Origin of the sequence: Paenibacillus spongiae (genome assembly GCF_024734895.1) — a bacterium.
GTDB classification, from domain to species: domain Bacteria; phylum Bacillota; class Bacilli; order Paenibacillales; family Paenibacillaceae; genus Paenibacillus_Z; species Paenibacillus_Z spongiae.
Window position 1 is genome coordinate 2,319,139 of sequence record NZ_CP091430.1, and the last position, 14,824, is coordinate 2,333,962.

A 14,824-nucleotide genomic window follows, 5' to 3' on the forward strand; every position below is an offset into this window, starting at 1 on the left:
AAGGAAGAGGCCAGCCGGGCAATGATTGCCGGCGGGCCTCTTCTTTTTTTTGATTCAAACGGGATCGGCGGGGTAAATAAGAATAGTCACTATTCGACGAATGCGAGGTATCTCAATATGCAAAGATCGTTTGAACAGCTTTTCAAATCGACGGGAGATCTGCTGCAGCACGTTCATACGTATGATAAATATTCGATATATAAAGAGACCCTGATGGCAATGGACGAAACTTATCGCGTGATCCAGAAGGCACAGTGGCTGCAGGACAGCGAATTGTTCCGGCAGTGGACGATCAACCGTTTAAGAAGAATGGAATACAAGCTGCTCACAATATTGGAAGGGTTTACATATCATCTCAGAGAACGACAGGGCTCATTGACCTGACATTTGTTTATCAACATGACGTGAGCCAAGACCGGCGATAGATGTCATTCCTACATGGATATGGTTCAAAATGAATAGCGGTTCGCGATGATCCGTCTAAACAGAAATGTCTTGCCAAACAATTGCTCCGATGGTAAAGTGTAACATCAAACGGAAGGGTTTCTAGGGATCCGAAGATGACTCGGCTGCGAAGAGTGATCGGTTCGAACCAAGCGAAACCGGCTAAGGACGAAAAGTCATGCTACACCGTGGGGATAAAAGACCTCCGGCAAGTTCCGCCTAATATGGCGCGGCTGCCCGAGGTCTTTTTTGCTTTACCATAATGAAGCGACAGAGGGGAGAAAGGAATATGATCGCACTTCGGACAGCAGGGCTATGCAAATCGTTCCAGGTCAAACGCAAGAGACCCGGCTTATCCGGCAGCATTCGTTCTTTGGTTCGGCCGGAATGGGTGGAGAGAGCGGCGGTAAGCGACGTTAATCTGACAGTTCAGGCCGGCGAAACGGTCGCTTTCCTGGGACCGAACGGAGCGGGGAAATCGACGACGATCAAGATGCTTACCGGCATTCTGCATCCGACCTCCGGTAACGCCGAGGTGCTTGGCTATACGCCATGGCGCGAACGAACGAAGCTGGCCTACCGGATCGGCGCGGTATTCGGACAGAAATCCCAGCTGTGGTATCACCTCCCGCCTATAGACACGTTCGATTTAATCAGCCGGATCTATGAACTGAAACGGAGCGATTATTTGGCGCGGAGAAAGGATCTGATTGAACGGTTCGAGCTTGAGACATACATGCACACACCGGTCCGCAAGCTTTCCCTTGGCGAGCGCATGCGCTGTGAAATTGCCGCATCGTTCCTCCACAGGCCGCAGCTGCTGTTTCTCGATGAACCGACGATCGGCCTCGACGTTCTGGTGAAGCAGCGCATCCGCGAGCTCATTCGCGAATTGAACGTCAAGGAAGGCACCACCGTTTTCTTAACCTCCCATGATGCCGGTGACGTGGAGGAGCTGTGCTCGAGAGCGGTCGTCATTCATCATGGCGGGATTCTCCTGGATGCGAGTGTGGAACAGTTGAAGCGCGGCATTTTGAACCGGAAGACGATTACCCTCACCTTGAAACCCGATTCGCCAATGTCCGTTCAAACGGCTGCTATACCCGGCACGGAGATCGTATCGAAAGAAGGACGGAGAATGAAGCTGTCCGTAGATCTCAGCAATACCGACATGGATACGGTTCTCGGTGCGATCGTCGGGAAAGTGAAGCTGGAAGATGTTACGGTCGAGGATCCGCCGCTGGAAGAAATCATTAAGCACATTTACGGCTTGCGAAAGGGCGGGCTTGGATCGGAAGACGAGCGTGATGCATCGTTTCAAGCCGGAGCCGGTGCAGGAGGGAGAAGCGGATGAGTGAACGGCTGCAGCGCTGGTCGGCGAAGGGACGGAAGATCGAAGCGATTTATCGCATAACGCTTCGGCAGCAATTGGCCTATAAAGCCGATTTCATATTAAGAGCTTCATTTCTACTGCTGATCCTCTACGTGTTCATCCAGCTGTGGACCGCGGCATATGAGGGAGACGGGGAGCGGCTGATCGCGGGATTTTCGCTCAAGCAGATCATCTGGTATTTGGTTTTTACGGAGGCGCTGACGATGGCCAGCCCGCACCTGTGCATCCGGATTGAGGAGGAGATGAAGAACGGAGATATCGCATTGCGGCTCATTCGACCTCTCTCTTATTTAGGCTATCATTATTCATCGTATATGGCGGAAGCGCTGTTCCGCTTTGGCATCCATTTGGCCGTCGGCAGTTTCATCGCCTGGCTATTCGTCGGGCCGCCGGCATTCGGCCTTGGCTGGCTGGGACTATTGTCGCTCAGCGCTGGCGCGCTTACGATTGCTTTTCTGCTGAACGGCATCGTCGCGCTGTGCGCATTCTGGATTGAAGAGACGCGCGGGCTGGAATTTGTGCTGCAGAAGCTGAAATTTACCGTCGGCGGCATGCTGCTGCCGATCGATCTGATGCCGGAATGGCTGCAGCGCATCTGTGCCTGGCTGCCGTTTCAGGCCGTGCTTTATATTCCCGCCCGTACGGCGGTTGCTTATGAAGAGGCGGCTGTTCTCCAATATTTTGCCCTGCAGGCTGCCTGGATCATTGTGCTTGGCGCGGGGATTATGGTTATTTACCGGAAAGGGGTGTCGAAGCTGCATGTTAACGGAGGCTGATGGACGTCGTACAGGTATACGGGCATGGGTCGTGCTCCGCTTTCTGTGTACCATTTGGAAGGTGAATCTCGCTTCTTCGCTTGAGTATCGGATCAGCTTCCTGCTGATGGCCGGCATGATGTTCATTAACAATTTGATGTGGCTCTTCTTCTGGGGGCTGTTCTTTCATCGCTTTCCTGTCATTAACGGCTGGGAATATAACGACATTATGATGCTGTGGGCCGTAAGTGCAGGCGGTTTCGGATGGGCGAATATGCTGTTCGGCAACTTTCACCGGATTCCTTCTCTTGCCGCGACGGGACAGCTGGATGTTTATTTGACGCAGCCCAAGCCGGTTCTGCTTCACCTGCTTGCCAGCCGGATGTCGGTAACGGCGATCGGCGATTTCGCGTTCGGGCTAGCGGTTTATGCTTGGGCAGGCGATCTTACGATCCGGGGATTTCTTCTGTTTGCGCTCGGCCTGACCGTCAGCGGCAGCATCTTCATGTTTCTCATGATCGCGGTTGGCAGCCTTGCTTTCTTCATCGGCAATGCGGAGGGGATCGTCCAACAAGCGTTCAACAGCTTCGTCTCGCTGACGACCTATCCGGCCGATATTTTCAAAGGTATGGCGAGGATGCTCTTATTCACGATCGTCCCGGCCGGCTATATCAGTTATTTGCCGATTGGACTGCTGCGGGACCAGAACCCCTACTTTGCGGCCGGGGCGGCGGCGGTGACGATTGGACTGGGCGTCTTAAGCACCATCCTATTTTATATCGGTCTTAAGCGGTATGCATCCGGCAATGCAATAATAATGAGAGGATGAATGGCATCCACTTTATTTTTGAGGGGAAACGGTCGATATATCGAGTAGGATAAGTGATCCGGCTATCCTATACGACTCAAGAAAAGGTGATCGCATGTTTACATCCAGAATGACATTGTCTTTGCGCACAAAACTGCTGCTTCTCATTTCATTTCCAGTTGCTCTCTATGTATTTAGCTCGTTCTTCTGGATAAGCCGGTATGAAACCGATGTGGAACGATTATCGAAGACGCTATTCGAAACGACAAATAAAGTAAGTACGCTCGTTCTGAACGGGGACCGGGATCTGTATCAATCGCTCTCGGCCTTTCAATTCGTTGAATCCGGACAGCTGGATGATGAAGCCGTCAAGCTCATGAAAGCAGAGATGGAGACGAATGCCGAGCAGGCGATCAGCCGTGTCGAGGAAGCTTACGGTCATATTGAGAAGGAGGGATTAGCCGAATTAACGAAGCAGGACGGCGGCGATTCGATTCGGACGATCGTTGAAGGATTCCGCGGCGAATTCCCGAAATGGGCCGATCAGGCCCGGCTGGAGATGGATAACGGCCGGATTGGCAAGAATCAGTCTGCATTGACCGCGCAATTCGATAAGGCCCGCGAGGATTTGAATGTTATCGGTGAGATCATGGAGGAGTACGCCGCTTCCCGAACTGCCGAAATCATACAAGAAGCGGATAAGATGAAACGGATGAGCGTCATCGGCATCGTCGCCTTTGCCGTCGCGGCTTGTCTGATTTCCGCCATCACTGTTCGCGGCATCTCGAGAATGGTCCGTTATGTCGTTGCATTAGCGGCTGCGGCAGCGGAAGGCGACCTGAAGGAGCGTCCTGCCGTACGGCACAGCCGCGACGAGCTTGGACGGATTGCCCAATCCATCGAAACGATGATCGCCGGCCTGAGACAGCTCGTATCCTCGATCTCCCACAATTCGAACAAGGTCGGCGCCGCCTCTGTTCAGATGCAAGAAGCATCGCAGCAATCGGCGGAAGCGGCGGCCTACGTTGCGGACGATATTCAGATCGTGAATAACGGCATGGAAGTCCAGGCCCGCGCTGCTGAAGAAACGTCGCGTTCGGTGGAAGAAATGGCTGCCGGCATAAGCCGGATGGCAGCTAATACCGCTTCCATTTTCGAATATTCGAGCTCGACCTCGGCCAGCGCCGGGCAGGGCCAGAGCCAGCTGGACGAATTAGCCAGTCAGATGAACAACATCAAGGCGGTCATCGGTCAATTATCGGGTGTCATAGCGACGCTTCATGCACGGTCGAAGGAGATCGGCATGATTGCGGAGAACATTACAACTTTCTCGAATCAGACGAACATCTTATCGTTTAATGCTTCCATTGAAGCTGCCCGGGCCGGGGAGCACGGACGCGGTTTTACGGTCGTGGCGACTGAAATCCGCAATCTGGCGTCACAATCGCTGAAGTCTGCCGATGCGATCAATGAGCTGGCCAGTGCGACGCAGGACGAGATGCAGCATGCCGCTCAGGTGATGGAGACGACGCTGAATGAAGTGAATCAAGGAAGCCAATTAATGACCGATGCCAGCGCAAGCTTTACGCTGATCCGAGGCTCGATTCAGCAAATTGCGGCTCAAATTCACGATAATTCAGCCATTGCCCAGCAAATGTCGGCCGGCTCGGAAGAGATTAGCGCGGCGATGGAGCAGTCGGCTCATATGGCGCAGGAGAACATGGCCAGCACCCAAAGCGTTGCTGCGGCGACGGAGCAGCAGCTTGCCCTGATGGAGGACATCGCCAGCGCTTCGGAGCATTTGCGTTCGATTGTCCTTGAGCTTGACAAATCAGTAGCCACTTTTAAAGTAAGCTAGACCGAATATATGCCGATAAGCTCCTGACTGCTGAAATTACGGCTTTGCCGTATGCTCGAATCAGGAGTTTTTTTGCAGGATGATAATTAAAATGCTTTGAACCAACACTTCTCTGAATCTTGTTCAGGGAAGAAACAAATTCAGCGCGGAGAATGACGAAATATGTTTTTTCTACATTTGCCGTCTTTATGAAATATTTATAATTTCAATCCAAATAATGTGTAACTTTTTCATGCCGTGTACCGTCTATACGATATATGGAAATATGAAAAAATTTTAATGGAGCAGGGGGTCAAGATAACCGGTCATGGCATGGTGGAAACGTAATGCAACACAAACGGCCGTCGTTGATGATCAGTCGGACGCCGATATGGAGACTGCCGCTGCTGTCGAACCGGCAGCAGTAGTGTCGAATCAGCCTTCTGTCGATCTATCGATCCCGGCAAGCGGACCGCTGCTGACCGTCGAGGCTGTTGAACGAACATTCCAGGTCGGCGGGCAGCCGCTGCATGTATTGAAGGGAATCAATATGGAGCTGAGGCAGCGACAGCTCGTCATGCTGCGCGGGCGCTCAGGCTCCGGCAAGACGACGCTGCTCAATATGATCGGCGGTCTGGATCAGCCGACGAAGGGGCATATTTTTTTTCAGGATTTGCCGTTCCATACGATGAGCGACAATGAGCGGACGCTTGTGAGGCGCAAGCAAATGGGCTTTATCTTCCAGGCGTTCGCCTTGATGCCGCTGTTATCCGCCTATGAGAACGTGGAGCTTTCGCTCCGGATGGCCGGCGTGCCGGGCAGTCAATGGAAGGAACGCGTTACGCATTGCCTGGATCTAGTCGGTCTCTCGAAGCGGATGAGCCACCGGCCTTTCGAGCTGTCCGGCGGCGAACAGCAGCGCGTTGCGATCGCCAAGTCCATTGCGCATAAGCCGCGTCTGCTGCTCGCGGACGAACCGACTGCCGAGCTGGATTCACAGATGGCCGCACAGATTATGTCGGTATTCCAAAATATCATTCAAACCGAACAAGTTACAATTTGTATGACAACGCACGATCCTACGATTTTGGAGGTTGCCGATCATGTTTACGAAATGGTTGACGGAAGGTTCATATAAACGGATGGCCGCAGTTGTGCTGGGCGCATCGCTGGTATTTACCAGCGGCTGCTCGCTGCTGCCGAAGGAGGAGGAGGAGGAAGTGCTGCCGGCGATTACGCCGCCTGCCATATCGAAGAAGCCGGAATATGAAGTTACGACCACGACGCTGGAAACGAAGGTTCAATCGATCGGCAAGGTCATCTCAATGCAGGAGGAGACGTTATATTACACGCTGGACGGCAAACGTCTCAAGACGTTGAACGTCAAGGTCGGCCAGAAGGTAACGGCCGGTCAGGTCATTGGACAGCTGGATGTGGAGGATCTGGAGAAACAGCTCCGAACGGATAAGCTGCAGTTCAAGACATTGGAAGTTCAAATGAAAGAAAAGCTCCGCAAGCGCGACGAGATGGATCCGGTCGAGTTCGAGATGGCCGTCATTGATTTTGAGCAGAAGCGTCAGGATCTGGTCGACAAGGAAGCCGAGATTGCCAAGGCGACGCTGAAGGCTCCGTTCACGGGTACGGTCGTCTCGCTGAACGTGCTCAAGGGCGACTTGATCAAAGCGTACGATCCGATTTGCGTTATAGCGGACAGCGGCAGCATGACGGCTGCGGCTAAGATGACGCTTGACGAACTGAAGGGGGTAGCGGTCGGCATGCCGGTCGTCGTCGACATCACGAATGTGGGCGAAGTGAAGGGCAAGGTGAAGCAGCTGCCGATCGTGCAGGAAGACGAGAATAACGGAAACGGCGGCATGCCGGGTGGCGGCAACGGCGCCCAGAAGCCGGAGCGGCCGGAAGACTTCCTGATCGTCGAGCTGGATAAGAAGCCTGCAGGTCTTATTCGCGGTACACCGCTCTCGATCAACATTATTACGAAGCGCAAGGAGAATGTAATCGTTATTCCGCCATCTACGCTTCGCACAATCGGATCCCGGACTTATGTGCAGGTTATCGACAGCGAAGGCAAGCGCGAGGTGGATGTGGAGGTCGGAGAACAAACGTCGACGGAGATTGAAATCCTGAAGGGCTTGACGCCGGGACAGAAAGTCGTAGGTCGATAATCGATGGGGATGCCGTTATTTCGTTTTTTGTTCCGCAAAATGTGGAACACCCGCTGGCTGACGCTTAGTTCGCTGGCCGGACTCATCATTGCAGTGGCGTTTGCGACGAGCATCCCAATGTATGCTGACGGCGCGCTGAAGCGGGTTGTCGCGGAAACATTGAAGGAAGAAAGCACCGGATTGCCCGCCGGCTCCCTGCTGATGGGGTATCAGGCTACGGGCGGCAAGACGGATCCGGTAGCATTGACCGAGGTCGCACGCTATATCAAGGAAGATGTGCCAAGCGAGATCGGGTTTCCGTTCTCGACCTTCGTGCAGAGCATGATGATCCGCAGCACGGAGATCGCGCCGGAGGATCCGACGAAGGTGGATCCGAGCCGGGTTCGGCAGATGTCGCTGATTACGTTATCGGGATTAGACAAGAAATCCGAGATCGCGCAGGGCCGCTGGTTCAAGGATGAAGTCGGATCGGACGAAACGTTCGAAGCCGTCATGATGGAAGAAGCCATGTACCGAAGCGATCTTCATGTCGGGGATGTTCTTCTGTATCCGATCTATGGCGGCCTGAACATGACGCTGCGGGTAAAAATCGTAGGTGCCTATAAGCCGACCAGCGATACCGACCCTTATTGGTACAAAGGTATGGAAGGCATCATGAATACGCTTGTCATCAGCGAGAAAGCATTCCAGAAAGAAATTGTAACGGATCGCAAGATCCCTGTGCATACGGCCAATTGGTATTATGCCTTTGATTTGAAGGAGATCAAAACCAGCCAGCTTGCGCCGCTCGGGCGGACGCTGGACCGGCTGAACGTCGAGCTGTATCAGAAGCTCAAGGACACGAAGGTCGAGATTTCGTTCCAGAAGCTGCTCAATGAATTCCGGAAGCAAAGTTTGCAGCTGCAAATGCTGCTCTTCACACTGGCTGCTCCTATGCTTGCGATGGTGTTCTACTTCATTGCGATGAATGCGCGCCAGTCGCTCGACAAGCAGCGAAGCGATATTGCGGTGCTCCGGAGCCGTGGCGCAGGCACAAGGCAAGTTATATGGATCTATCTGCTTGAAGGCTTGCTGCTCGGAGCGGTGGCGCTTGTGATCGGCCCGTTAATCGGCTGGTTTATGGCCAAGAGCATCGGATCCGCCAACGGGTTCCTCACCTTCGTCAACCGCAAATCGATCCCGGTCGGCTTCTCGACCGAAGCGATCATTGCGGGCGTAGGTGCCGTATTACTCGCCGTATTGGCGACGGTTATACCCGCGATCCTCTATGCGCGCGCATCGATCGTCAATTATAAGCAGCAGCTTGCCCGATCAGACCGGAAGCCGGTCTGGCAGCGATGGTTCTTCGATGTGCTGCTGCTCGGCGTAGCCGGATACGGCTGGTATTTGTTCAATGAACGCCAGATGATTTCTTTCAAGAGCGGAATGACGACCGACCAGCTGAACGTTCAGCCGTTCCTGTTCTTCGTTCCGGCTATCGCGATCTTTTCATTAGGGCTATTCTTCCTGCGGGTGTTTCCGTGGATATTGAAGCTGTGCAACTGGCTTGGCAAGAGATTGCTGCCGGTACCGGTATATTTGACCTTGACGCAGCTGTCGCGCTCATCCAAAGGGTATTACCCGCTCATGATTTTGCTTATTCTGACGCTCGGGCTCGGCGTGTACAATGCTTCGGCTGCCCGGACGATCGACTTGAACTCAACGGAGCGGACGCTGTATAAATACGGAACCGACGTTGTGGTCAAGACCGTATGGGAAGGCCAACCCGAGACGGTCGAAACGGGCAATCAAGGCGGAAACGGCGGCGGTCAAGGCGGAGGCCAAGGCGGAGGCCAAGGCGGCGGTCAAGGCGGTCAGGGCGGAAATGGCGGAGGCCAAGGCGGCGGTGGCGGCCAAGGCGGAGGCAGGACGCCGACCCGGGTCATCTTATCGGAGCCGCCGTTCGAGATATTCCGTCAATTAGAAGGCGTAGAAGCTGCGGCGAGAGTGCTTCAAGCCAAGGGCAATGTCGTCGTATCCGGACGGTCGGCTGGCCAAGGGACGCTGGTAGGGATCGATAATGTCGACTTCTCGAAGGTAGCCTGGTTCCGCTCCGATCTGTTCCCGGTACATCCTTTTAATTACTTGAACAATTTGGGGCTATACGAGCAGGCGGCGATTATCCCGTCAAAGATTGCCGAACGCTATCAGCTCAAACTGGGCGATGTGGTTTCCGTCGGGTTGACCGAAGGGATGATCGACTTTGTGGTTGTCGGCATCGTGCCGTATTGGCCGAGCCAATATCCGGACAAATCGCCGTTTATCATCGCGAATCTGGATTACATCTACGATCAGGTTCCGCTCTTGCAGTATGACGTATGGCTGAAGATGAAGCCGGACGCGAAGACAGGACCGATCATTACCGAGCTGCAGAAGCAGGGCATCGAGCTTGCATCCGTCGAGGACGTTCGCCAGGAGCTGCTGACGCAGTCGAAGCATCCGACCCGCGGCGGCGTGTTCGGTATTCTAAGTCTAGGCTTCTTCGTCTCGATCATTGTTTCGCTTGTCGGGTACGTGCTCTACTGGTTCTTCAACCTGTCGGGCAGGACCGTACAGTTCGGCGTTCTGCGGGCGATGGGGCTATCCCGTAAGCAGCTGACAGGCATGCTGCTGCTGGAACAGATTTTCACTGCCGGTCTCTCTATCGTTCTGGGTATTGTCATTGGCAAGATTACAAGTCTGCTGTTCCTGCCATTCCTGCAAACGACCGATAATGTGGCGAACTCCGTTCCTCCGTTCAGAGTCGTCTTCGACTCCAAGGATACGATGCAGCTGTATATCGTCGTAGGATGCATGATGCTGATGGGAGCGTCGCTGCTGTTGATCCATATCCGCAGGCTTCGTGTCCATCAAGCAGTGAAGATGGGAGAGGAGCGGTAAGCGGCTATGATAGAATGCGAAGGTTTAGTGAAGATTTACAAATCGGACGATCTCGAAGTCGTCGCTCTGCAAGGACTGAACCTGTCCGTGCAGGACGGCGAGATGATGGCGATCATCGGGAACAGCGGCAGCGGCAAATCAACGCTGCTTAACATTCTAGGGGGGCTCGATCGCCCCTCCGCCGGTACCGTTCGTGTCGGCCCGTGGGATCTGCTCAAAATTACGGATGAGCAGCTCGTGGAATACAAGCGCGATACAGTCGGCTTTATATGGCAGAACAATGCGCGCAACCTTCTCCCTTATTTGACGGCTCTGGAGAATGTCGAGATGCCGATGATGCTGTCCTCCAAGCTGGACCGGGCTTATGCCAAGCAGCTGCTCGAATGGGTTGGATTGAAGGAGCGGATGCATAACAAGCTGCATCAGCTGTCCGGCGGCGAACAACAGCGGGTCGCCATTGCAATCTCGCTCTCCAACCGGCCGAAGTTGCTTCTTGCCGACGAACCGACGGGATCCGTCGATACGCGGACATCGGATATGATCATGGACATCTTCCGGAGGCTGAACAGAGAGATCGGCATTACGATCGTCATCGTCACGCATGATTTGTCGCTGGCGGGCAAAGTGGACCGCGTCGTGGCCATCCGGGACGGTCTGACCAGTACGGAATTCATTAAGCGCAATCCGAACCTGGATGCGGAGGGCGGCGGGCTGCAGAGCGGCATCAACAGCGCGCATGAAGAATATGTGGTCGTCGACCGCGTCGGCCGTCTGCAAATACCGAAAGTTTATCTGAGTGCTTTACAAATTACAGATAAAGCGTCAATGGAATTCGACGGTGAGCGAATTATCATTACGCAACCAAAATCATTGGAGGGGTAACAACCGTATGAAGAAAAAATCATCTTTCGGTTCCATCTTGCGAAAAGGCGCGATGTTATGCTTGTCGCTAACCTTAATGGGATCTGTGCTGGCTGCCTGCAGCAAGGGGGACGGCGGCAGCGGCACGGAGAAACGCGTGCTTCGCATCGGGTTCATCTATTCCAGCCCGGATAACGAGCAGTATCTCCGTCAGCTGTATACCGACGGCTATGAGCTGCTTCATCCCGAGCTGGACATTCAAATCGTCGGCGCTGTGAACTATGACGACATGCGTTTCCAGGAGCAGCCTGAGGACGGCAAGCCGGTCAAGCAGCCCGATCCTTACGAGAAGCTGACTGAGATGCTAAACGGCAATAATCCGGTTGACGTCGTTGTTCTGGATTCCAACTCGAGCTATCTCAAGCGTCTCGTACAGGACAACATGCTGAAGCAGCTCGACCCGCTGATTCAAGAGCATGAGTTCGACATTGAAGACTTGGTTCCTTCGGTGATCGACGGCATCAAGGAAGCGGGCGACAATTCCATTTATGCGCTGTCGCCAACTTTCAACGCATCCGCTCTGTATTATAATAAGAAGATTTTTGCCGATGCTGGCATTGAACCGCCTACAGACGGCATGATGTGGGATGACGTATTGGCCAAAGCGAAGCTGGTCTCCAAGGGCGAAGGCAATAAGCGCATATTCGGCTTTTCGTTCGGTCGCTGGGGCGGGGATCCATTCTGGGATATGCAGAACAGCTATCTGCCGGCGCTTCAGCTGAAGGTTTACGACGACAAGGGCGAGAAAATGACGGTCAATTCGCCGCAATGGGCGAAAGTGTTTACGACAATGGCTTCTATTTATAAAGATAAAATCGTTCCGACCAACCAAGATATCAATAGCGGAATGGATGAGGGTACTAACGGTAAGCGTATGTATAATCCGTACCAAGGCGATTTGTTTATTAACGGCAGAGTGGCCATGACGGTCGGCGGCTACGACTATGTGACGGAGCTGACGCGTGCGAAGCAGCAGAACGCGAAGAACAACAAGGTTCCTTCCGTAGATTGGGACGTTGTTACGATGCCGCAGCACGCCGATAATCCAGGCATCGGCGGCAATGTATATTTGAGCGGGCTGATGGGCATCAATGCGAAAGCGGCGAACAGCGAGGATGCATGGGATTTCATCGCGTTTAACAACGGCAAGGAGTGGGCGAAGCTGAAATCCCGCAGCTTGTATGAGATGGTATCGCGCAAATCGCTGCTTCAGCCTAAGGATGGCCAGGACTACAACATGGAGGCGTTCTACAAGCTGAAGCCAATCCCGCCGTCCAGCACGGATCAAGAGAAGCTGTACCGTGAGAAGCCGGGCATTGAAGAAGCGCGTTATGTCGGCCAACAAATATTCCAAGAGGTCATCGACGGCAAGAAGAGCACCGAGGATGCGCTTAAGGAATGGGAAACGAAGGGCAATGCGATCCTTAAGAAAATTAAAGAAAACCCGAATGGCGGATTGAATCCGGCTGAAGGCGGCGTAGCCACCGAAGTATACGCCGGATAATAATTAGCTCTGCGGCCGTGCATGAATATGCATGAAGCCGCAGAGCTTTTTTTCTGCCAAGAGGATGCTTGCATTTGTCTATATTGGGGTAATCTAAGCAAAACGGCGATGGAGGGATTCGTCATGCGTTGGGTATATTGGGTGAGGCTGTATGAAACGAAATTTCAAGCAGGCTGCCTCATACAGCGAATGGAAAATGATTGGTGGGTGTACGGTTATGAATGCCCCCGGGAGATCGAAGTCTTTCAATCTCGCAAAGGACGATACGGTGTGAGATTTTTACCATAACATTTAAAATTTTGGTTGACTTTCGATTCCAACCTGTAGTATATTTACTTTTGTCGCCATTCAATGACGTGTTGATGAGATGGTACTTTCGCGGGGTGGAGCAGCCCGGTAGCTCGTCGGGCTCATAACCCGAAGGCCGCAGGTTCAAATCCTGCCCCCGCAACCAAACCAGCCTATCGATTGCATTCTTTAGGGCCCTTAGCTCAGTTGGTTAGAGCGGTCGGCTCATAACCGATTGGTCGGGGGTTCGAGTCCCTCAGGGCCCACCATTATCACAAACGTCATCATCATGCCGGGGTGGCGGAACAGGCAGACGCACAGGACTTAAAATCCTGCGGTGGGTGACCACCGTACGGGTTCGACCCCCGTCCTCGGCATACCTCGAAATTACTGGCGTTTTAGCCCGTTGTATCAACGTTATAAAACGCATTTGCAAATCAAACGATCCTACGCGTTATGTGACGCAAATGGAACTGAAACAACACCTTATAGCCACGCAATATTCGTTGAGAAGCGAATTAGTGGAAAGGTGTTTTTTTGTATGCATGATACAAACATAATCCCGGTCATGAAGCTGTCGAGCTGCCGACAGTAGCGGCTTTGAAATGAATTGGAGATTAATTCTAAGGCCCTCCAGGAGGAGAAAATGCGGTTTGGAATCATTATCGACAATATCTAGGGGGATTTGCTGAACAGCGCGAGGAGGGCTTTCAGGGGCTTAGACGCTGCATTAGCTTTAGTATAATCGGGACAGGTCCAGTGTATAGGAATCATATGATGAGGAAGTTGAAGAACGTTTATTTTTGTCCGCATATAAAGGAAGGAGGACGCATGAAGAGCGTCCTCTTTATACGCTATGCATGGTTAATGAATGGAAGATTTCTCGAAGTTTCCGCCGAGCACGTCGGACACATGCTCGATTGCAATGAACGCATTCGAATCAATTTCCTGTACGATCGCTTTCAGCTTGGCAAGCTCCAGACGGGTTACGACACAATAGATAACCTGCGTGTCCTCTTTGCTGTATCCGCCTTTCGCATAGAGAAACGTGGTATTCCGTCCCAACCGCTCCAAAATGGTCTCGGAGATCTCCGCATATTCGCTGGATATAATGGTGACCGATTTCGATTCATTCAAGCCCTCAACGACGATGTCCATCACTTTGGAGGCAATATAGAACGTAAAGATGGAATACATGGCCGAATCCCATCCGAATACGAAGCCTGCCGCTGCGAAGATGAACACATTGAAGATCAGGATGATTTGTCCTACGGGAACTCTTATTTTCTTGGAGATGAGTATCGCTACGATTTCGGATCCGTCTAACGAACCGCCATAACGTAATACCAAGCCTATTCCCAAACCGAGTATAAGACCGCCGAATAAGACGGCTAATATTTTTTCATTCGTAAAAGGTTCAACATGGTGGAGGAATGCAGTCATGGATGACATGACGCCGATACCGTACAGAGTGGAGATTGCGAATGTCTTGCCGATCTGCTTATACCCAATGAGCAGGAAGGGTAAGTTGAGGATGAAGATGAATAAACCTAGCGGCATTCCGGTCAGGGTCGAGACTACGATGGATATCCCCGTTATGCCTCCATCGATAACTTCGTTTGGTACAAGGAAGACTTCCAGAGCGACGGCCATCATTACAGCCCCGAGCGTAATGAAAAAGAATCGTACAAGATAATCCCAGGGTGTGAGCTTTTTGTGCTTTTTCTTTGCCATGTACAGAACTCCTATCGGTTTAATACTATACACTTTAC

At 52.7% G+C, this 14,824-nt stretch carries 11 protein-coding genes and 3 tRNA genes; 13 read left to right on the forward strand and 1 reads right to left on the reverse strand.

Annotated features, from left to right (window positions below; all coding sequences use genetic code 11):
* Window positions 1-117 precede the first annotated feature (117 nt).
* The 13 genes from L1F29_RS10595 to L1F29_RS10655 all read left to right on the forward strand — a co-directional run bounded on the left by L1F29_RS10595 (window position 118) and on the right by L1F29_RS10655 (window position 13,429).
* The gene (locus L1F29_RS10595; protein ID WP_258388279.1) at window positions 118-384 is read left to right on the forward strand and encodes a hypothetical protein; all 267 of its coding nucleotides are present in this window, start codon (window positions 118-120) and stop codon (window positions 382-384) included.
* Between the two features lie 349 nt (window positions 385-733).
* Window positions 734-1,798: an ABC transporter ATP-binding protein gene (locus L1F29_RS10600; RefSeq protein WP_258388280.1), complete on the forward strand. Its 1,065-nt coding sequence runs from the start codon at window positions 734-736 to the stop codon at window positions 1,796-1,798.
* Window positions 1,795-2,613, forward strand: a complete 819-nt coding sequence (locus L1F29_RS10605) for an ABC transporter permease (RefSeq protein WP_258388281.1) — start codon at window positions 1,795-1,797, stop codon at window positions 2,611-2,613. Before L1F29_RS10600 ends, L1F29_RS10605 begins: the two co-directional genes overlap by 4 nt.
* Window positions 2,597-3,421, forward strand: coding sequence for an ABC transporter permease (locus tag L1F29_RS10610; protein WP_258388282.1), 825 nt, complete (start codon window positions 2,597-2,599; stop codon window positions 3,419-3,421). The genes L1F29_RS10605 and L1F29_RS10610 overlap by 17 nt, the downstream gene beginning before the upstream one ends.
* 94 nt (window positions 3,422-3,515) lie before the next feature.
* Complete coding sequence (locus L1F29_RS10615) at window positions 3,516-5,258, forward strand: methyl-accepting chemotaxis protein (protein ID WP_258388283.1); 1,743 nt, start codon at window positions 3,516-3,518, stop codon at window positions 5,256-5,258.
* 307 nt (window positions 5,259-5,565) lie between these two features.
* Window positions 5,566-6,375, forward strand: coding sequence for an ABC transporter ATP-binding protein (locus tag L1F29_RS10620; RefSeq protein ID WP_258388284.1), 810 nt, complete (start codon window positions 5,566-5,568; stop codon window positions 6,373-6,375).
* Window positions 6,341-7,420, forward strand: a complete 1,080-nt coding sequence (locus L1F29_RS10625; RefSeq protein ID WP_258388285.1) for an efflux RND transporter periplasmic adaptor subunit — start codon at window positions 6,341-6,343, stop codon at window positions 7,418-7,420. Before L1F29_RS10620 ends, L1F29_RS10625 begins: the two co-directional genes overlap by 35 nt.
* Before the next feature lie 3 nt (window positions 7,421-7,423).
* Window positions 7,424-10,339 (forward strand): ABC transporter permease, encoded by a 2,916-nt coding sequence (locus L1F29_RS10630; RefSeq protein WP_258388286.1) that lies wholly within the window; start codon window positions 7,424-7,426, stop codon window positions 10,337-10,339.
* A gap of 6 nt (window positions 10,340-10,345) precedes the next feature.
* Entirely contained in the window at window positions 10,346-11,221 is an 876-nt protein-coding gene (locus tag L1F29_RS10635) for an ABC transporter ATP-binding protein (RefSeq protein WP_258388287.1), read from the forward strand.
* Between the two features lie 7 nt (window positions 11,222-11,228).
* Window positions 11,229-12,764 (forward strand): ABC transporter substrate-binding protein, encoded by a 1,536-nt coding sequence (locus tag L1F29_RS10640; RefSeq protein WP_258388288.1) that lies wholly within the window; start codon window positions 11,229-11,231, stop codon window positions 12,762-12,764.
* Window positions 12,765-13,141: 377 nt separating this feature from the next.
* Window positions 13,142-13,218, forward strand: a tRNA-Met gene (locus L1F29_RS10645).
* Between the two features lie 26 nt (window positions 13,219-13,244).
* Window positions 13,245-13,321, forward strand: a tRNA-Ile gene (locus tag L1F29_RS10650).
* 22 nt (window positions 13,322-13,343) lie between these two features.
* A tRNA-Leu gene (locus tag L1F29_RS10655) sits at window positions 13,344-13,429 on the forward strand.
* A 487-nt stretch (window positions 13,430-13,916) separates the two neighbouring features.
* Here L1F29_RS10655 and L1F29_RS10660 read toward each other — a convergent pair.
* On the reverse strand, window positions 13,917-14,786 hold the full coding sequence (locus L1F29_RS10660) for a YitT family protein (RefSeq protein ID WP_258388289.1): 870 nt from the start codon (window positions 14,784-14,786) through the stop codon (window positions 13,917-13,919).
* Window positions 14,787-14,824 lie beyond the last annotated feature (38 nt).